The 19,126-nt window shown below is 70.7% G+C and carries 16 protein-coding genes; 8 read left to right on the top strand and 8 right to left on the bottom strand.

All coding sequences use genetic code 11. The annotated features are described in order from the left end of the window. Positions 1-8 precede the first annotated feature (8 nt). Positions 9-776 (bottom strand): IclR family transcriptional regulator, encoded by a 768-nt coding sequence (locus ACW14X_RS12010; RefSeq protein ID WP_160025653.1) that lies wholly within the window; start codon positions 774-776, stop codon positions 9-11. Positions 777-940: 164 nt separating this feature from the next. On the opposite strand from ACW14X_RS12010, the gene aceB reads away from it, so the two are divergent. The 7 genes from aceB to ACW14X_RS11975 all read left to right on the top strand — a co-directional run bounded on the left by aceB (position 941) and on the right by ACW14X_RS11975 (position 7,561). After that, on the top strand, positions 941-2,530 hold the full coding sequence (aceB, locus tag ACW14X_RS12005; protein WP_457165742.1) for a malate synthase A: 1,590 nt from the start codon (positions 941-943) through the stop codon (positions 2,528-2,530). Further along, positions 2,527-3,783, top strand: a complete 1,257-nt coding sequence (locus tag ACW14X_RS12000) for a DUF6986 family protein (RefSeq protein WP_457165741.1) — start codon at positions 2,527-2,529, stop codon at positions 3,781-3,783. Before aceB ends, ACW14X_RS12000 begins: the two co-directional genes overlap by 4 nt. 41 nt (positions 3,784-3,824) lie before the next feature. Further along, positions 3,825-4,292, top strand: a complete 468-nt coding sequence (locus ACW14X_RS11995) for a helix-turn-helix domain-containing protein (RefSeq protein ID WP_160025650.1) — start codon at positions 3,825-3,827, stop codon at positions 4,290-4,292. A gap of 98 nt (positions 4,293-4,390) precedes the next feature. Beyond that, positions 4,391-4,897 (top strand): 2-oxo-4-hydroxy-4-carboxy-5-ureidoimidazoline decarboxylase, encoded by a 507-nt coding sequence (gene uraD / locus ACW14X_RS11990; protein ID WP_457165740.1) that lies wholly within the window; start codon positions 4,391-4,393, stop codon positions 4,895-4,897. Beyond that, complete coding sequence (uraH, locus tag ACW14X_RS11985; RefSeq protein WP_350836729.1) at positions 4,894-5,232, top strand: hydroxyisourate hydrolase; 339 nt, start codon at positions 4,894-4,896, stop codon at positions 5,230-5,232. The genes uraD (ACW14X_RS11990) and uraH overlap by 4 nt, the downstream gene beginning before the upstream one ends. Before the next feature lies 1 nt (position 5,233). Beyond that, complete coding sequence (gene pucL, locus ACW14X_RS11980) at positions 5,234-6,139, top strand: factor-independent urate hydroxylase (RefSeq protein ID WP_457165739.1); 906 nt, start codon at positions 5,234-5,236, stop codon at positions 6,137-6,139. Positions 6,140-6,148: 9 nt separating this feature from the next. Further along, complete coding sequence (locus ACW14X_RS11975) at positions 6,149-7,561, top strand: nucleobase:cation symporter-2 family protein (protein WP_457165738.1); 1,413 nt, start codon at positions 6,149-6,151, stop codon at positions 7,559-7,561. A 204-nt stretch (positions 7,562-7,765) separates the two neighbouring features. Here ACW14X_RS11975 and ACW14X_RS11970 read toward each other — a convergent pair whose 3' ends face one another. The 7 genes from ACW14X_RS11970 to ACW14X_RS11940 all read right to left on the bottom strand — a co-directional run bounded on the left by ACW14X_RS11970 (position 7,766) and on the right by ACW14X_RS11940 (position 18,094). Then, on the bottom strand, positions 7,766-8,263 hold the full coding sequence (locus ACW14X_RS11970) for a hypothetical protein (protein ID WP_457165737.1): 498 nt from the start codon (positions 8,261-8,263) through the stop codon (positions 7,766-7,768). A 174-nt stretch (positions 8,264-8,437) separates the two neighbouring features. Further along, entirely contained in the window at positions 8,438-9,739 is a 1,302-nt protein-coding gene (locus tag ACW14X_RS11965; RefSeq protein WP_457165736.1) for a guanine deaminase, read from the bottom strand. Between the two features lie 8 nt (positions 9,740-9,747). Beyond that, positions 9,748-10,593, bottom strand: coding sequence for a xanthine dehydrogenase accessory protein XdhC (gene xdhC, locus ACW14X_RS11960; protein WP_457165735.1), 846 nt, complete (start codon positions 10,591-10,593; stop codon positions 9,748-9,750). A gap of 4 nt (positions 10,594-10,597) precedes the next feature. Continuing rightward, positions 10,598-12,979 carry a xanthine dehydrogenase molybdopterin binding subunit gene (gene xdhB / locus ACW14X_RS11955; RefSeq protein WP_457165734.1) on the bottom strand — a complete coding sequence of 794 codons (2,382 nt, stop codon included), beginning with the start codon at positions 12,977-12,979 and terminating at the stop codon, positions 10,598-10,600. Continuing rightward, positions 12,976-14,412, bottom strand: coding sequence for a xanthine dehydrogenase small subunit (locus tag ACW14X_RS11950; RefSeq protein ID WP_457165733.1), 1,437 nt, complete (start codon positions 14,410-14,412; stop codon positions 12,976-12,978). Before ACW14X_RS11950 ends, xdhB begins: the two co-directional genes overlap by 4 nt. Beyond that, on the bottom strand, positions 14,409-16,364 hold the full coding sequence (gene uraD / locus ACW14X_RS11945) for a 2-oxo-4-hydroxy-4-carboxy-5-ureidoimidazoline decarboxylase (RefSeq protein WP_160025640.1): 1,956 nt from the start codon (positions 16,362-16,364) through the stop codon (positions 14,409-14,411). Before uraD (ACW14X_RS11945) ends, ACW14X_RS11950 begins: the two co-directional genes overlap by 4 nt. Before the next feature lie 197 nt (positions 16,365-16,561). After that, entirely contained in the window at positions 16,562-18,094 is a 1,533-nt protein-coding gene (locus ACW14X_RS11940) for a PucR family transcriptional regulator (RefSeq protein ID WP_457165732.1), read from the bottom strand. Positions 18,095-18,294: 200 nt separating this feature from the next. On the opposite strand from ACW14X_RS11940, the gene ACW14X_RS11935 reads away from it, so the two are divergent. Further along, the gene (locus ACW14X_RS11935) at positions 18,295-19,116 is read left to right on the top strand and encodes a hydroxypyruvate isomerase family protein (RefSeq protein ID WP_457165731.1); all 822 of its coding nucleotides are present in this window, start codon (positions 18,295-18,297) and stop codon (positions 19,114-19,116) included. Positions 19,117-19,126 lie beyond the last annotated feature (10 nt).

The raw sequence follows: 19,126 nt of genomic DNA, 5'->3' as shown, positions 1-19,126 counted from the left end.
GACGAAGCTCAGGCCAGGTCCGCGGCGAGCTGCTTGCCGGCCTCGGTGAGCAGCGGGACGGCGCGCTCGATGAGCTCGTCGCTCATCCGGCCGGTGGGTCCGCTGATCGACATCGCCAGGCGCGGGGCGTAGTCGGGGACGGCGACGGCGACGCAGCGTACGCCTGCCTCCTGCTCGCCCTCGTCGATGGCGTAGCGGCGCTCGCGGACCTGCTCGAGCTGGTCGAGGTAGTCGTCGCGGGAGGTGATCGTGGTGGAGGTGTAGGGGACCATGTCGGTGCGCCGGAGGATGTCGCGGACCTGGTCGGGAGCCATGTCGGCGAGGATGGCCTTGCCGACGGCGGTGCAGTGCGGGGACACCCGGCGGCCGACCTCGGTGAACATGCGCATCGACTGGCGCGACTCGGTGTGGGCGACGTAGACGATCTGGTCGCCGTCGAGCATCGCCAGGTTGGCCGACTCGCCGACCTCGTCCACGAGCCGGGTGAGGTGCGGGCGGGCCCAGGTGCTGAGCATGCGCGAGGAGCTCTCGCCGAGCCGGATCAGCTTGGGCCCGAGGACGTACTGCCGGTTGGCCTCCTGGCGGAGGTAACCCAGGTCGACGAGGGTGCGCACCAGCCGGTGGATGGTCGGCAGCGGCAGACCGGAGGCGGCGGCGAGCTGGGAGAGCCCCATGGTCCCGCCGGCGTCGGCCATCGTCTCCAGCAGTGCGAAGGCACGCTCGATCGACTGCACGGCCCCGGTGCGGGCCTTCGGCGCCTTCTCGTTCTCGCTCACCTGAGCTCCCCGATCTATGGGTACTGTCTTCCGGATGACGGAAGTCTAGCGTCGTGTAGAGGAAATCCGGCTGGTTGCGTCCCTTGTCTGGCCGGATTAACATCCGCAATGCGGAAAGAGAAATCCATTCAAAGGAAAACTGTAGCCCTGGAAGGGTGGAGCTCGTGAACATTCAGATCACCGGTGGCGAGGTCGAGCGAGGAGCCGAGATCCTCACCCCCGAGGCCCTCGACTTCGTCGCGGAGCTGCAGCGACGGTTCGGGGCCCGCCGTGACGAGCTTCTGGCCGCCCGCCGAGTGCGCCGCGAGGAGGTCGCCCGCACCGGCCGGCTCGACTTTCTGCCCGAGACGGCCGACGTACGCGCCGGCGACTGGACCGTGGCTCCGGTGCCCGAGGACCTCCAGGACCGCCGCGTCGAGATCACCGGCCCGACGGACCGGAAGATGACGATCAACGCCCTCAACTCCGGGGCGCGGGTCTGGCTGGCCGACATGGAGGACGCCAGCACGCCGCACTGGAGCAACGTGGTCGGCGGCCAGGTGAACCTGTACGACGCCATTCGGCGCCAGATCTCGGCGATGTCCCCGCAGGGCAAGCTCTACGAGCTCAAGGAGGACCAGCGGCTGGCGACGATCGTGATGCGCCCGCGCGGCTGGCACTTCGACGACCTGCACGTCCTGGTCGACGGCAAGCCGGTCGTCGGCGCCCTGGTCGACTTCGGGCTCTACTTCTTCCACAACGCCCGCGAGCTCGTGGAGCGCGGCAGCGGGCCGTACTTCTACCTCCCCAAGATGGAGAGCCACCTCGAGGCGCGGCTGTGGAACGACGTGTTCACCTTCGCCCAGGCGGAGCTCGGGATCCCGCACGGCACCGTGCGCGCGACCGTGCTCATCGAGACGATCCCGGCCGCGTTCGAGATGGACGAGATCCTCTACGAGCTGCGCGACCACGCCTCGGGGCTCAACGCGGGCCGGTGGGACTACCTGTTCAGCCTGATCAAGTACTTCCGCGACGCCGGGCCCTCGTTCGTGCTGCCGGACCGGGCGACGGTGGGGATGACCTCACCGTTCATGCGTGCGTACGCCCAGCTGCTGGTGAAGACCTGTCATCGCCGCAACGCCCACGCGATCGGCGGTATGGCCGCCTTCATCCCGAGCCGCCGGGACCAGGAGGTCAACGCCATCGCCTTCGCCAAGGTCCGTGAGGACAAGGAGCGCGAGGCCGGCGACGGCTTCGACGGCTCCTGGGTGGCCCACCCCGACCTGGTCCCGATCTGCCGCGAGATCTTCGACGGTGTCCTGGGTGACCGGCCGAACCAGGTCGATCGGCAGCGCGACGACGTCTCGGTGGGGGCCGAGGACCTGCTCGACGTCGCCTCTGCGGGCGGCGCGATCACCCTCGCCGGGCTGCACGACAACGTCGAGGTCTCGCTGGTCTACCTCGACGCCTGGCTGCGCGGCGCCGGTGCTGTCGCGATCCACAACCTGATGGAGGACGCCGCCACGGTCGAGATCTCCCGCTCGCAGATCTGGCAGTGGGTGCACAACGGATCGAAGCTCGACGACGGGACCCAGGTGACCGCAGAGCTCGTACGCCGGGTTCTGGACGAGGAGATGACGAAGCTGCTCGGGGCGGCCGACGGGATCGAGCACCACCTGAAGCAGGCCCGCACCATCTTCGAGGAGGTCGCGCTCGCCGACGACTACGTCGACTTCCTGACCCTGCCCGCCTATGAGCAGGTGGTGGGTGCATGAGCCACCTCGAGGAGCTCGCTGCCCGGCTCGACCGCGCGCTCGCCGGTGCCGACGCGGCGCTGGCCGCCAGCTATCCGGGGGACCGTGGCGTACGTCAGCCGGTGCACACCGTCTACGTCCCGGGCGACCGCTACGACGAGAAGACCGTCTCGGAGTGGTCGGCCGAGTCCGGTCGGGTGCTGGCTGAGCATGCTGGCTCGGCTGCAGAGGTCGCAGACTCCTTCGAGCTGGAGCCCGGCTTGGCGGAGGAGATCTACGACCGGGTGACGGCCAAGCTGGCCGCCGAGCCGATCGAGGACCTGCGGATCGACTTCGAGGACGGCTACGGCGCTCGGCCCGACGAGGACGAGGACGCCGCTGTGGTGGCGGCCGCCCGGGCGCTCGCCGCCACCGTCCGTGACGGCTCCGCGACGCCGTTCCACGGCATCCGGATCAAGTCGTTCGAGGCCCCGACGCGGCGCCGCGGGCTGCGTACGCTCGACCTCTTCCTCGGCGAGCTCGTCCGCGAGGGCGGCCTGGGTGACGGCTTCGTCATCACGCTGCCCAAGGTGACCTCGGTCGAGCAGGTCACCGCGATGGTCACCGCGCTGTCCGCGCTCGAGGCCGCCCACGGGATCGAGGCCGAAAACCTGCGGTTCGAGATCCAGGTCGAGACGCCGCAGGCGATCCTCGGCTCCGACGGCACGGCGCTGATCGCGCGGATGATCGCCGCCGGCGCGGGCCGGGTCACCGGCCTGCACTACGGGACGTACGACTACTCCGCCTCGCTCGGGGTCGCGGCCGCTTTCCAGAGCATGGAGCACCCGGTCGCTGACCATGCCAAGGACGTGATGCAGGTGGCCGCCGCCGGCACCGGTGTCTTCGTCTCGGACGGCTCGACCAACGTGCTCCCGGTCGGCGACCCGGAGGCCGTACGCGCCGCCTGGCGGCTCCACTCGCGCCTGGTGAGCCGGTCGCTGGCCCGCGGGATCTACCAGGGCTGGGATCTGCATCCGGCCCAGCTCCCCAGCCGCTACATCGCGACGTACGCGTTCTTCCGAGACGGGCTCGAGGTCGCCTCGGCTCGGCTGCGGGCGTACGTCCATGGCGGCGACTCCAGCTATCTCGACGAGCCCGCCACCGCTGCCGCGCTCGCCGCGTTCGTGCTGCGTGGCGTGGAGTGCGGTGCGGTCGCGGCCGACGAGGTCGAGACGCTCGCCGGGATCGACCAGGCCAAGCTCGCCGAGCTGGCTCGCCGGCGGATCACCGCCTGAGCATCCCGATCGCATGGCGGCAGGCTGGGTAGCCTGCCGCCATGCGCGTCGAAGCCGAGTTCACCACCGAACCGTTCCGTGGCGAGGGCGAGCCTCCCGAGCACGCCACGGCGGCGCTCGCGGCCGCCCGCGAGGCCGGCCTGGAGTGTGACTTCGGGCCGCTGGGCACGTCGGTGCGCGGCGAGCGGGACGCGGTGCTGGCCACCCTGGCTTCGGTGGTGGCCGCGGGCCTGGACCACGGTGCGGACCAGATCACCTTCCAGGTACGGGTCGAAGGACACAGCGCGCCGCGGCGTACGGCGAGCGGGTTGGACGCACTGCTCGCCGAGGTCGCCGAGAGCCTCGGTGGCGACCTGGCGGCCCTGGACCGCCAGGGGAAGCAGCGCGCCGTGCGGCTGCTGGAGGAGCGCGGCGCCTTCGACTACCGCAAGAGCGCCGAGATCGTGGCGGCCGCGCTCGGCGTCACCCGGTTCACGGTTTACAACTACCTGAACCGCGAACGGGAGTAGTCCCTACTTTTCAACAAACTGTTGACTGTGATGAGCGACACATGCAATCGTTGTTGCTGTACGGAAATTAGTTTCCGCATAGCGAGAGAGAACGGTTCATGGATCTCCAGAGCTTCAACACCTCACCGGCGGACGTCGTACGGCCCGTGCTGCAGGCTTGCTGCGACGCTCCGAGCTGGGTCGCCGCCGTCCTGGCCGGGCGTCCCTATGCCGCAGAGGCCGACCTCTTCCGGGCCGCCGACGAGGCGGCCCGACGGTTCACCGCGGCCGACGTCGACCAGGCGCTGGCCGCCCACCCCAGGATCGGGGAGCGCGCCGAGGGCGAGCACCCCGAGGCTGCCTGGTCGCGGCGCGAGCAGGCAGCGGTCGGCACCGACCAGGCCACGGCACAGGCCCTCGCCGAGGGCAACCGGGCCTACGAGGAGCGCTTCGGCCGGGTCTTCCTGATCTGCGCCACGGGCCTCTCGGTGGACCAGGTGCTCGGCGCTCTCCGCGAGCGGCTGGGTCACGAGCACGACGAGGAGGCGGCTGTGGTCGCCGACGAGCTGCGCCGGATCGCGCTGCTCCGCCTCGAGCGGGTCCTGGCCGCGGAGGTCTCGGCATGACCAGCGCCATCACCACCCACGTACTCGACACCGCGCTCGGCCGACCGGCCGCCGGTGTCCCGGTCCGGCTCAGCCGGATCGATGCCAACGAGTCGTCCGTCGTACTCGCCGACGCCGTCACCGACGACGACGGCCGGGTGACCGACCTGGGACCCGATCAGGTCCCGGCCGGCACCTATCAGCTCCGGTTCGGCACCGCCGCCTACTACGCGGCGACCGGTCAGGAGTGCTTCTACCCGCAGGTCTCCGTCACCTTCGCGGTCACCGACCGGCGGCACCACCACGTGCCACTTCTGCTGAGCCCGTTCGCCTACTCCACCTACCGAGGGAGCTGACATGCCCATTCGTCTTGGACCCAACCAGTACGGCAAGGCCGAGAACCGCGTCGTACGCATCTACCGCGACACTCCTCGCCACCAGATCCGTGACCTCAACGTCTCCACCGCGCTGCGCGGCAGCTTCGACGACGCTCACACCAGTGGCGACCAGCAGGACGTACTGCCGACCGACACCCAGAAGAACACCGTCTTCGCCTACGCGAAGGAGATCGGTGTCGCCTCGATCGAGGAGTTCGCGCTGGCTCTCGCCGACCGCTACCTCGAGGCCTGCCCGGCCGCCGAGGGGGCGCGGGTCGAGATCGATGAGTACGCCTGGGACCGGATCGAGGTCGACGGCGCGGGTCACGACCACTCCTTCGTCCGCTCGGGTGGCGGCGTACGGACCACGGTGGTGAACGTCGACGGCCGTGGGTCGGACCGGGTGGCGCATGTCGTCTCCGGCATCAAGGACCTGGTCGTGCTCAAGTCGACCGGCTCGGAGTTCCACGGCTTCCTCAAGGACGAGTACACGACCCTGCAGGAGACCACCGACCGGATCCTGGCGACCTCGCTCGTCGCCCGCTGGCGCTATTCCACCACCGAGGTCGACTGGGACAAGGCGTACGACTCCATCCGGGCCCTGCTGCTGCAGCGGTTCGCGGAGATCCACAGTCTCGCGCTGCAGCAGACGCTCCACGGGATGGGCACCTCGGTGCTCGAGCAGCACGGTGATGTCGCCGAGATCAAGTTCTCCGCGCCCAACAAGCACCACTTCCTCTCCGACCTCTCGCCCTTCGGCCTGGACAACCCCGGCGAGGTCTTCTTCGCCGCGGACCGGCCCTACGGCCTGATCGAAGCCTCCGTCGTACGCGACGAGGCGCCAGACGCCGGCAACGCCTGGCACGCCATCCCCGGATTCTGCTGAGGCCCGGCCATGTTAGGTCGCAGGAGGCAGGCCACCGCGCCGATCACGACCCGACCTGAGGACGAGCGGCATCCACCGGGCCAGCTCCTCGCCTACGGCACGCAGCACATCCTGACGATGTACGGCGGCGTGATCGCGCCGCCGCTCATCGTCGGGGGTGCCGCGGGTCTCTCGGGCACGGACCTCGCGCTGCTGGTGACCGCCGGGCTCTTCGTGTCTGGTCTGGCGACGTTGCTGCAGACGCTCGGTCTCGGGCCCTTCGGCAGCCGGCTGCCGATCGTGCAGGGCATCTCGTTCGCCAGCGTGTCCACCATGGTCACCATCGCCAGCGAGGACGGGCTGCGCCCGGTCTTCGGCGCGATCATCGTCGCCGGCCTGATCGGGCTGGTGCTCTCCTCGTTCTTCGCTCAGCTGGTCAGGCTCTTCCCGGCGGTCGTCACCGGCACGATCATCACGGTCATCGGGCTCTCGCTGATGCCGGTGGCTTTCCGCTGGGCGATGGGCAACGACGCCTCCGCGCCCGACTACGGCTCGATGACCAACATCGCGTACGCCGGGCTGACGCTGCTCATCATCCTGGTGATCAGCCGGGTGTTCCAGGGCGCGATCTCGCGGCTCTCGATCCTCATCGGGCTCGTCGTCGGGACCGTGATCGCGGTCATCGCGGGACAGGCGGACTTCTCCTCCGTGGGCAAGGCCGACGTGGTCGCGCTGCCGCCGCTGCTGCACTTCGGCAGCCCGACCTTCGAGGTCGGCGCGATCGTCTCGATGACGATCGTCGTCCTGGTGATCATGACCGAGACGACCGCCGACATCCTGGCGATCGGCGAGATCGTGGAGACCGACGTGGACGCTCGACGGGTCGCTCGCGGTCTCCGCGCCGACATGGCCGCCACCACGGTCGCCCCGCTGTTCGGCACCTTCCCGTGCAGCGCGTTCGCACAGAACGTCGGCCTGGTCGCCCTGACCGGCATCCGGAGTCGGTACGTCGTCGCCACCGGCGGTCTCGTCCTGCTGCTCCTCGGTCTGCTGCCGGTGGTCGGTGCGGTGGTGGCGGCGATCCCGTACCCCGTGCTCGGCGGCGCCGGCATCGTGCTCTTCGGCTCCGTCGCGGCCTCCGGGATCCGCACGCTGTCCCGCGTCGACTACGAGGACAACCTCAACATGGTGATCGTCTCCGTAGCTCTCGCCGTCGGGATCCTGCCGATCGCCGCACCGACCTTCTGGGACGCCTTCCCGGAGTGGCTCGGGGTCATCATGCACTCCGGCATCAGCGCCACCGCCCTGGTCGCCGTCGTGCTCAACCTGCTGTTCAACGAGATCACCGTCGGCAACCGCTCCGGCGCCTCGGTCTTCGCCGCCTCCCAGGACTCTCGCGAGGGCTTCGGGGATCGACTCGACGACGACATCGACCGATCGTGACCGGCTGAGGAATGGCGTACGTCGGGCCTGTCGAGTCGGCTCGTCCTCACCCCAAATCATGCCGAGTCGGCTCGTCATAACGAGCCGACTCGGCATGATTTCGTGTCTGGATGCGCCGACTCGACGTGGGGAAGAAAGGCGGCGAGCTGACGTCTCGCGCCGCCCCTGACACGCGTGTTCTACGTGTGGTCGGCATCGGGCTGTTCAGCCTTGCGCACGAGCGACCGACCCGAACGGCGGCACGGTGTCGTTGGGCCGAGACCTGATGGTCTTCCCTGTCGATAACCGGACCGTCGCCAGCCGCTCGAGCGGAGCGTCGGCTGGAAGGTTGCCGACCGGGAACCAGACCTCGTGCGTCTCGTCAGGTCGGATCCTCACCGGCAGTGCGAAGCGGGACAGATCGAGCTCACGTACAGGATCCGTCGCGAGCCAGACATGGGTGACCTCCACGTCACGGGTCGATCGGTTGACGATCTTCACATGGAGGTTCGCGCCTGCTGTCGCACCGTCAACGGGGAAGTCGACCGGGACGAGGCCACTCGCCGGCGGGCTGACGAGGCTCTCCTCGGGCTCGAGCCAAGGTGCGCGATGCGCCCTGACCTGGACCCGTCGCCACCGGATGGTGGCAGCCAGCGTCGTCAGACCCGAGCCGACGGCGGCACCGACGACGGCCGAGACGATCGCAACGAACAGCTCCGACACTCTGGAGATGGTACGCAGCCGGGGCGATCCAGATCGGTGAACCGGTCTTTCGAACGCGCCGAGACGTCACTCCCGTCGGCCGAGTTGGCAGCGAGGTGACCACTCGACCGACCGGGGTGACGGCTCGACCGACCGGCGTGACGGCTCGACCGACTGGGGTGACGGCTCGGCGTTCTAACCGACGAGGTGGGGGTCGGGGGCGTTGACGAGCTCGCCTTCGATCCAGACGCTGCGTACGTCGGCGGGGGTGCCGAGGGCGAACATCTTGGCGAGGGCGTCGCCGGCATCCGCGGCGTGGGTGAGGCCGACGTCGAGGGGTGTGCTCGCGGCCGGCTTGATCCATTGGGCGTCGAAGCGGCGGCCTACGGAGAAGTCGCCGACCGAGGCCCCGAGGCCGAGGGCTTCGGCTCCGGCGACCGTGGCCAGGTGGAGGAGGTGGGTGGGGGTCAAGGGGTGACCGGCATCGCCGAGGAGCTGCTGAGCGACGTACGCACTCAGGCCCTCCTTGAGCAGGGAGAACCCGGTCCCGGCGCCGACGTCGGAGCCCATCGCGACGCGTACACCGTGGGCGCGGTGGCGGGCCAGCGGGAACAGGCCGCTGCCGAGGGCGGCGTTGCTGGAGGGGCAGTGCGCGACGGCGGCACCGCGGGCGGCCAACAGAGCGAGCTCCGGGTCGGTGGGGTGCACGTTGTGCGCCAGGACGGTGCCGGGGCCGACCAGGCCGTGCCGGTCGTAGGAGGTCACGTAGTCGCAGCCGAAGAGCGCCTCGACGGTCTCGATCTCGCGGATGTTCTCGTTGACGTGGGAGGTCAGCATCGCGCCCGGTACGGCACGGAGTACGTCGGCGCAGGCCGCCAGCAGCGGGTCGGAGCACGACAGCGAGAAGCGCGGGGTCACGGCGTAGCGGGCCCGGCCGACGCCGTGCCAGCGCGCCGCGAGCGCAAGAGACTCCTCGCGGGCCCGGTCCGGGTCGGTGAACAGGTCCTCGCGGATGAGGCGGTCGCTGACTACGAGGCCGCTGGTGATCCGCAGCCCGACGCGGGCGGCCTCGGCGAAGACCGTGTCGACCGCGGGCGCGAAGTGGCTGCCGAAGACGAGTGCCGTGGTGGTGCCGGCGCCGACGAGGCCGCGTACGAAATCGGTGGCCACGCCCGCGGCGTAGGTCGGGTCGGCCAAGCGCGCCTCCTCGGGGAGGGCGGTCTGGTCGAGCCAGTCGAGCAGCGGCATGCCGAGGCCGCCGATGACGCGTACCTGCGGGAAGTGCACGTGGGTGTCGACGAATCCGGGCAGCACGAAGCCTCCGGAGAGGTCGACGACCTCCTCCTGGGGGTGCTGGCCGCGAAGGTCGGCGAAGGACCCGCGGGCGCGGACCACGCCGTCGCGTACCAGCAGCGCGCCGTCCTGCTCGGTGCGGAGCCGGCCGCCGGTGAAGGGGTCGTCGGGAGTGTCGAGGAAGGTTCCTCGGTAGAGCGTCATGCGGGATGTCACCTTGCTTGTTGTTCGGTCGATACGTCGGTGGTCGAGCTTGTCGAGACCCCCGCGAAGATTTGAAGCAGCCGGGCCGCGACGCTGACCGCGATCGTGGCCGGCTCCTTGCCGCCGAGATCTGGGAGCCCGATGGGCGTGGTGATGCGGGCGATCGCCTCGGGCGTGTGCCCCTCGTCGGCGAGCTTCGCCCGGAACCGGCTCCACTTGGCGCTCGAGCCGATCAGCCCGATCGATCCGAGATGCCCGGCACGCAGAGCCGCGTCGCACAGCGCGGCGTCCTCGGCGTGGTCGTGGGTCATGACCAGGATATGGGTGCCCTCGGGCAGCTCGCCGATGACGAGCTCGGGCAGCACCGGCACCTGGTGGACGTGGATGCCGGCGACGGCGTCGTCCAGCCCCCGCAGCTGCTCCGGCTCGAGCTGGGCGGCGCGGGAGTCGACGAGGTGCAGCTCGAGGTCGTGGCGGGCGAGGATGCGCGCCAGCTCGAGCCCGACGTGGCCCATCCCGAAGATGGCCACGGAGGGGACGACGGGCAGCGGCTCGAGCAGCAGCTCGACCTCACCGCCACAGCACTGCACGCCGTGCTGATAGGGCGCCTTGTCGGAGAGCGACACCTTCAGGCTCTCCGGCACCGCGAGGCCCTCGGTCAGCATCGCGCGGGCGCGCTCGATCGCGACAGCCTCGAGGTTGCCGCCACCGACGGTGGCCCAGGTGCGGTCCGCCGAGACGACCATCTTCGCCCCGGCCTCGCGCGGCGAGTGGCCGCGTACGGACGTCAGGGTCACGAGTACGCCGGGCACCCGCTGCTCGCGCAGCCGCTGGACGGCCTTCAGCCACTCCATGTCATCACCTCTCTCCGGCCATGACCGGCTCGGGCTCGCCGCCCGACTCAGCCGCCTGCGGCGTACGAGCCTTGTCGAGGGCCCAGTAGACGGCCTCCGGCGTGGCGGGACAGCCGAGCTCGACGCTGGTCCCGGCCGGGCCGAAGGCGGCGGCCGCCTCGCGCAGCGCCTCGCGTACGGAGAAGGCGAGCATCAGCGGGGGCTCGCCGACGGCTTTGGAGCCGTAGACGGCGCCCTCCTCGTGGGCCTTCTCGAGCAGCTTCACCCGGAAGTCCTCGGGCATCTCGGAGAAGCTCGGCAGCTTGTAGGTGCTCGCCGCCTGCGTCGCCAGCCGGCCCCGGTTGGGTCCGTCGGAGGTGTCCCAGCGCAGGTCCTCCAGGGTCAGCCAGCCGGCACCCTGCACGAAGCCGCCCTCGATCTGACCGATGTCGATCAGCGGGCTCAGGCTGTCACCGACGTCGTGGACGATGTCGACCCGCCGCAGGGTGTAGGCGCCGGTGAAGCCGTCGACCTCCACCTCCGAGGCGGCCACCCCGTTGGCGAAGTACTTGAACGGCTCGCCCTGCATCACGTTGGGGTCCCAGTGCAGGCCCTCGGTGCGGTAGAAACCGGCCGCCCACAGCTGCACTCGCTGGTGGTAAGCGACGTTGACCAGCTCGTTCCAGCCGATCTCGCCGGACGCGGGGGAGAGGCCGTGGACGACACCGTCGTCGAAACGTACGTCGCTGGGACTGATCCCGAGCCGGCCGCCGGCGACCTGGGCGAGCCGCTCGCGGATCTGCTCGCAGGCGTTCTTGATCGCGGCGCCGTTGAGATCAGCGCCCGAGCTGGCCGCGGTCGCCGAGGTGTTGGGCACCTTGTCGGTGCGGGTGGGGGCGAGGCGTACGCGGGACAGGGGGAGGCCGAGAGCGGTGGCGGCCACCTGGAGCATCTTGGTGTGCAGGCCCTGGCCCATCTCGGTGCCGCCGTGGTTGATCAGCACCGAGCCGTCCTTGTAGACGTGGACGAGGGCGCCGGCCTGGTTGAAGGCGGTGAGGTTGAACGAGATGCCGAACTTCACCGGCGTCATCGCCAGGCCGCGCTTGGTGTGCGGGTGCCGAGCGTTGAAGTCGGCGATCTCCGCCCGGCGCCGAGCCACCTCGCCAGAGGACGCCACCTGGTCCCAGCAGGCCGCCAGCCGGTCGGCCTGGCGGACCTGCTGGCCGTACGGCGTGGTCTGGTTCTGCTGATAGAAGTTGCGGCGGCGCAGCTCGAGCGGGTCGATGCCGAGCAGCGGTGCGCACCGGCCGAGCAGGTCCTCCATGACGAGCATGCCCTGCGGTCCGCCGAAGCCGCGGAAGGCGGTCTGCGAGGTCTTGTTGGTGCGCGCGACCCGGCCGTCGACACGGATGTCGGGCACCCAGTAGGCGTTGTCGATGTGGCAGAGCGCGCGGGCCAGCACCGGCTCGGAGAGGTCGAGGCTCCAGCCGCCGTCGGCGGTCAGGGTCGCCTCGAGGCCGAGGATGTGGCCCTCGTCGTCGAACCCGACGCGCCAGGTGCTGTGGAAGCCGTGGCGCTTGCCGGACATGGTGATGTCCTGGGTGCGGTTGAGGCGCAGCCTCACCGGACGTCCGGTGAGGGTCGCGCCCAGCGCGGCGATGGCCGCGTAGCCGTGCGGCTGCATCTCCTTGCCGCCGAACGCGCCACCCATCCGCAGGCACTGGACGGTGACCTCGTGGCTCGGGACGCCGAGCACGTGGCCGACGATCTCCTGCGTCTCGGAGGGGTGCTGGGTGCTGCTGTGCACCAGCACCTGGCCACCCTCGTCGACCAGGGCGAGGGAGACGTGGGTCTCGAGATAGAAGTGCTCCTGGCCGGCGAACTCGAACTCGCCCTCGAAGACGTGGGCGGCCTTCTGCAGGGCCGCGGTGACGTCGCCGCGCTCGAGGTTGCGCGGGGTGCCCTGGAAGCTCTCCGCCGCGATCGCCTCGGTCACGGTGACCAGGGCGGGCAGCGGCTCGTAGTCGACCTCGATCGCGGCCGCGCCCAGCCGAGCCGCCTCCTGGGTCTCGCCGAGGACCCAGCACACCGCGTGGCCGTGGAACATCACCTCGGTGGGGAAGAGCGGCTCGTCGTGCTTGACGCCCGCGTCGTTGACGCCGGGTACGTCCTCGGCGGTCAGCACCCGCACGACGCCGGGCACGTCGTAGGCCGGGGCGGTCCGGAGTGCGGTGACGAGGGCGTGCGTGTGCGGGGCCTGGACCGGCCAGGCGTGCAGCACGCCGGTCATCCGTCCGACCAGGTCGTCGGTGTAGAGCGCCTCGCCGGTCACGTGCAGCGCAGCGCTCTCGTGGGGCAGCGGGATCCCGACGATCGGGTAGTCGGGACGTTCGGACAGGGCGCTCATACGGGCACCTCCTCGCGGTGGGTGTGGAACAGGCGCAGCAGGGACTGGCCGAGCATCGCCGAGCGGTAGGACCCGCTGGCGCGGTGGTCGTCCATCGGTGTGCCCTCGCCGGCCAGGACGGCCGCGGCGCGGCGTACGGTCTCCTCGGTCCAGGGCCGGCCGACCAGGGCGTCCTCGGTGGCGACGGCACGCAGCGGAGTGGCCGCGACGCCGCCCAGACCGATCCGGGCGCGGGCCACGGTGCCGTCGACGACCTCGAGCGCGTAGCCCACGGCCACGCTGGAGATGTCGTCGAAGCGGCGCTTGGCGATCTTGTGGAAGCCGACGAGCGGGGCCAGCGGCAGCGGGATCCGTACGCTGCGGATCAGCTCGTCGGCGGCGCGGACGGTCTCGCGGTAGCCGGTGAAGTAGTCGGCCAGCGGGACGACCCGCTCGCCGCTCGGCGAGGCCAGGACGATCTCGGCGTCGAGCGCGAGCAACGCCGGCGGGGCGTCGCCGATGGGCGAGGCGGTGCCGATGTTGCCGCCGAGCGTCGCGCCGTTGCGGATCAGCCGCGAGGCGAACTGCGGGAACAGCTCGGCCAGCAGTGGGATCCGGCGGTTGAGCTTGCGCTCGATCTCGGTCAGGGTGAGGGCCGCGCCGATCTCGACGTGGCCGGTCCGGAAGGAGAGCTCGCGCAGCTCGGGCAGCCGGTCCACCGCCACGACCAGCGGTGCGCGGCGGCCGCGGATGTTGACCTCGACGCCCCAGTCGGTCGAGCCGGCGACCACCTGCGCCTCCGGCCACTCGGTGATCAGGTCGAGGGCCTCGGTGAGAGTCTCCGGGCGTACGAACTCGGCGCCGTCGACCGCGATCCGGGTCGGTCGCGGCTCGGGCGGAGGCTGCTGCTGTCGCGCGGCGAAGGCGTCGTCGGCCTCGGGCGCACCGAGGGCGTAGGCGGCATCGCGGATCGGGCGGTAGCCGGTGCAGCGGCACAGGTTGCCGCTCAGCGCGTGCAGGTCGACGCCGTTCGGCCCGTGCTCGTGGTCGCAGGTCTCGGCGGCCGCCTCGCGGCTCGGGCGGTAGTACTCCGCGGCGAGGCTGCAGACGAAGCCCGGCGTGCAGTAGCCGCACTGCGACCCGCCGCGTACGGCCAGCTCCTGCTGGACCGGGTGCAGGTCGTCGCTGGACCCGAGGCCCTCGCTGGTCACCAGCTCCTGGCCGTCGAGCGCGGCGACGGGGACGAGGCAGGCGTTGATCGCGGTCCACTCGGTCGGCGAGGTGGTGCCGGGCCGGGCGACCAGCACCGAGCAGGCGCCGCACTCGCCCTCGGCGCAGCCCTCCTTGGCGCCGGTCAGGCCACGTCCGCGCAGCCAGTCGAGGGCGGTGGTGTGGGTGGCGACCCCGGTCAGGGGTACGTGGTCCCCGTTGACGGTGACAGAGGGATCGGTCATGGCTGGCTCCGGATCGGGTTGCGGGTGCGGGCGCTGTGGATCGGGTTGGCATCGCGCAGGAAGTCGTCGAAGCGGTGGCCGGCGATCTTGGCGATCTCGATCAGCGCGGCGGCGTGCTCCTGCCGTTCGCAGTTGCCGAGCCGTGACCGGCCCTCGGCGAGGATCCGGTCGAGCGAGTCGGAGTCGCGTACGGAGATGACCAGCGGGAAGCCGAACCGCTCGTGGTAGGCGTCGGTGAGCGAGGACAGTGTCTCCTGGTCCGGCTCGGCCAGGTGGGTCAGGCCGCGCGAGGACTGGTCGCGCAGCGACTCCTCGCCGACCATCCCCTCCGAGACCAGGCGCGAGCCGAGCTCGGGGTAGGCCTCGATCAGCTCGCGCTGCTCCTCGACGGAGCCGCTGAAGAGGGCGTCCTGGAAGGCGCGTCGCAGGGCGTGCGTGTCGGCGAACGGACGCTGCTGCCAGGCCCGCTCCACCATCCACCGCGGTCCCTGGAAGAGACCGTCGAACGTCTCCACGAACTCCGTACGCCCCATCTGGTTGACCTGGTCGAGCCGGACGCCCTCGCCGGGCTGGCCGGCGACGGCGGGGCCGTAGTCCGGGCCGACGTGGTGGAACAGGATGTTGAGCAGGATCGCGGTGAGGCTGCCGAGGGTGATGCCGCTGCCGAAGATGATCTCGGCCCAGCCCGGGACGGCCTGGGCGACCTCCGGCTGCGCGGTGACGTACATCGCCAGACCGACGCTGGTCGCCACGATCACCACGTTGCGGTGGTCGTGGAAGTCGACCTTGCTGAGCGTCTGGAAGCCGACGACCGCGACCGTCGCGAACATGGCCAGGGCGGCGCCGCCGAGGACCGGGTGCGGGATGCCGGCGACGATCGCGCCGACCTTCGGGAGCAGTCCGATGAACACCATGATCAGACCGGCCGCGGCGACGACCCAGCGGCTCTTGACCCGGGTCAGCCGGACGAGGCCGACGTTCTCGGCGAAGCAGGTGTAGGGGAAGGAGTTGAAGACGCCGCCGATGGTGGTGGCGAGGCCGTCGGCGCGCAGGGCGCGGGCGATGTCGTTGCGGCCGATCCGCTTCTCGACGATCTCGCCGGTGGCGAAGACGTCACCGGTGGTCTCGACGGCGGTGATCAGCATGACGACGATCATCGACACGATCGCGGCCGCGGAGAACTGTGGCCAGCCGAAGTGGAACGGCGTGGTCACGCCCACCCAGTCGGAGCTGGCGACCGCGTCGAAGTGGGCATCTCCGAGGGCCCAGGCGACCAGGGTGCCGACGACCAGGCCGACGAGCACGGCGACGGTGGCCATGAAGCCCTTGAACACCCGCTGGATGACCACGATCAGGGCCAGGGTGCCCAGGGCGTACGCCAGGTTGCGGCCGCTGGTGGGGTCCGAGGTCGGGCCGGCGCCACCGGTCGCGTCCGCGGCGGCGACGGGCAGCAGTGCGATGCCGATGATGGTGATCACCGAGCCGGTCACGACCGGCGGGAAGAACCGGATCAGCCGGCTGAAGTAGGGGGCGATGAAGAACGTCGCGAGCCCGGCGACGATCACCGCGCCGTAGATGACGAGCAGCCCGTCCGTGCCGCCGCCCGCCGCGAGCCCGATCGCGATCATCGGCGAGACCGCGGTGAAGGTGACACCCTGCAGCAGGGGCAGGCGTACGCCGACCTTCCAGAAGCCGACCGACTGGATGATCGAGGCGATGCCGCAGGTGAACAGGTCGGCGTTGATCAGGTGGATCAGCTCCTCCTGGCTCAACCCGATGGAGTTGGCGAGCAGGATCGGGACGATCACCGCTCCGGCATAGAACGCGAGCACGTGCTGGAGGCCGTAGACGGCGAGCTTGGGCGCCGGGAGCACCTCGTCGACGGGGTGGGTGGGGCGGCCACCGTCCTTCTTCTGGGGCCGTATCGACCTCAGGACTGCTCTCGCGTTCATCCTCACACCTTTCTCGGGGGCGCCCTGGTGGGCAGGTGAGCTGTGACTAACACCACAGCCTGGTACTTTCGGGCCCCGAGCGGCACCCGCCGATCATCCGAAGATGGGGTCTGCGTCGATGCGGCCTTTGTGTGATGCTCCAGAATGGCGTGCGGCCGGTTGCAGAGCGGTTTCGTACCGGTTTCGGCGGCCGTATTTCACAGTGATCTGAGGGCGAGGAAGACGTCGACGCGGTCCTCCATCGTGGTCAGATCACGCCCGGTCAGCTCCTCGACCCGGGAGATCCGGTAGCGCACGCTGTTGACGTGGAGATGGAGCGACTCCGCCGTACGCGTCCACGACCCGGCGTACGTCAGGAACCGGTCGAGCGTCGGCACCAGATCGCTGCCGGTGCGCTGGTCGTGCTCGAGGATAGGACCGAGGACACGCTGCGCGTAGGTGCGGCGGATGTCGTCGGGGACCGTGGCGAGCAGCAGTACGTGCGAGGTGACCTCCTCCGAGCTGGACAGCGCCACCGCGCCGCCGCCGGAGCGGGCGACCCGGTGCGCGAACCGGGCCTCCTCGAGCGCGCCGGCCAGCGCGTCGATGGCGCTCTCGCCACTCAGTCCCACCGACAGCGAGCCGCGGACCAGGGCCGGCGCCAACCGGGTGAGCGAGCGGCGCAGCTGGTCGGTGAGGTCCGGGCGGGACGGGAGGAAGGCGACGGCACAGCCGTCCCGCGCGCTCGCGACCACGGACGGCCCCAGGCCGAGGGCCACATCCTCGAGCACCGCGGCCACCGCGTCCGGCGGGCCACCCGGTCCGAGCTCGGCCACGGCGAGCACCAGCGGACGCTCGGGGTCGAGCCCGGACTGGCGTAGCCCGGTCGCGATCTCGGCAGGCGAGGCGCCGGCCTCCAGATGGGCGAGGGTCGCGGCCGCGAGCGGTCGCCGGACGCGAAATCCCTCGTCGCGCCGGGAGCGGTCCAGAGCTGTGATGGCGCCGAACTCGTGGACCATGTCGAGGTCCTCCCGAGGCCAGGTGGTGTGGTCGCCCTCGACCGCCACGGTCCATCCGGTGAGGCGGTCGGCCAGGCCCGATCCGATGGGGAACAGCGAGTAGCTGCGGTCGCCCACCTCGGCCACGGCGGGCAGCAGGTCGGCGGTCAGGAAGCGGCGGGTCAGCGCGTCGACCGTCTCGGGATCGAGCTCTCCAGGACCGGGTACGACATGGCGCCCGCTGGCGGTCAGGACCCGGCACGCATGGCCGATCTCGGAGGCCACCCGGGCGGCCAGCTCGTCGAGGCTGCGACCCGAGGCGATGGCGGAGAGGAGCTGCCGCTGGCGGGCCAGGCTGGCCGACATCCGGGCGCTCGCGCCGGCGGCGCCTGCGGCCGCGACGTACTCGGTCACGTCGGCGAACGCCACGTCGCCGGGCACCTCGACCAGGGCGACCTGATGGCGGTGACAGGCCTCGACGAGGTCGTCGGGAACGGCGCCGAGCAGGGCCGCTCCGGCCAGCAGACAGGTCGCGCCACCCTCCGCGATCGAGGACACGAACGTCTCGCTGTCCTCCGGTCCGCGGCGCCAGACGAGACCGGTGAGCACGAGCTCGCCGCCGTTCAGGTAGCGGCCCGGCTCGAGCAGGTCGATCGTGATCGTGCGCCCCACCGGACGCTCCAGCGAGCCGTCGGGGGCGTGCAGGAGTCGCAGGCCCAGGCTGGGCTGCTCCAACAGCTCTGCAAGTAGCACGGTGCCTCCACCGGTCCGCCGGTCCATATCGGCCGCGTCTTGGAGGAACGTACAACGCCCGCGCATGTGCACGGGAGGCCCGTTGTCGTTTCTTCACCACTTTGCGGCCGAGTCCGAGACGCGGGTTGACGTGACTCCGCTCACATCCTTATATTTCGAATGTCAGAAATCAAATTCCGCAATACGGAAGGAACGGTGTGATGACCCACCAGCTCCGGTACGAGGTGAACTGCTCGATCCTGTTCACCGAGCTCCCGCTGCTCGAGCGCCCCGCGGCGGTGAAGGCCGCCGGCTTCGACGCGGTGGAGTTCTGGTGGCCGTTCGCCGAGGCGGTGCCGTCCGACCAGGACGTGGACGCCTTCGTCGCTGCCGTGCAGGACGCCGGGGTGCACCTGGTCGGCCTCAACTTCTTCGCCGGCGACATGCCCGCCGGTGACCGGGGTCTGGTCTCGTGGCCGGCCCGGTCGGCGGAGTTCCGCGACAACATCGACGTCACGATCGGCATCGGTGAACGGCTCGGTTGCACGGCGTTCAACGCCCTCTACGGCAACCGCGTCGAAGGTGTCGCTGCCGAGGCGCAGGACGAGCTCGGCGCCGAGAACCTCGCTCTGGCCGCCCGCGCGGCAGCCCGCATCGGCGGCACCGTGCTGGTCGAGCCGGTCAGCGGCGCCGACCGCTACCCGCTGCTCACCGCCGCCGACGCGATCGCGGCCATGGACCGCGCAGGGGAGGCCAACATCGGCCTGCTCGCCGACCTCTACCACTTGGCCGTGAACGGCGACGACGTCGACGCGGTGATCGCTGCGTACGCCGCTCGCATCGCCCACGTCCAGATCGCCGACGCGCCGGGCCGCAACGAGCCCGGCACCGGCGAGCTCCCGCTCGAGCGGCAGCTCGCTGCGCTCGAGGCAGCGGGCTACAGCGGCTGGGTCGGGCTGGAGTACAAGCCCGCCACGACCTCGACCGAGAGCTTCGACTGGCTGCCGCGCGAGCGCCGCAGCGCCGCGACCGCCACCCACTGACCACCCCGTA

It is taken from the genome of Nocardioides sp. YJ-D4 (genome assembly GCF_054031495.1).
This window is presented reverse-complemented; position numbering and strand designations above follow the sequence as displayed.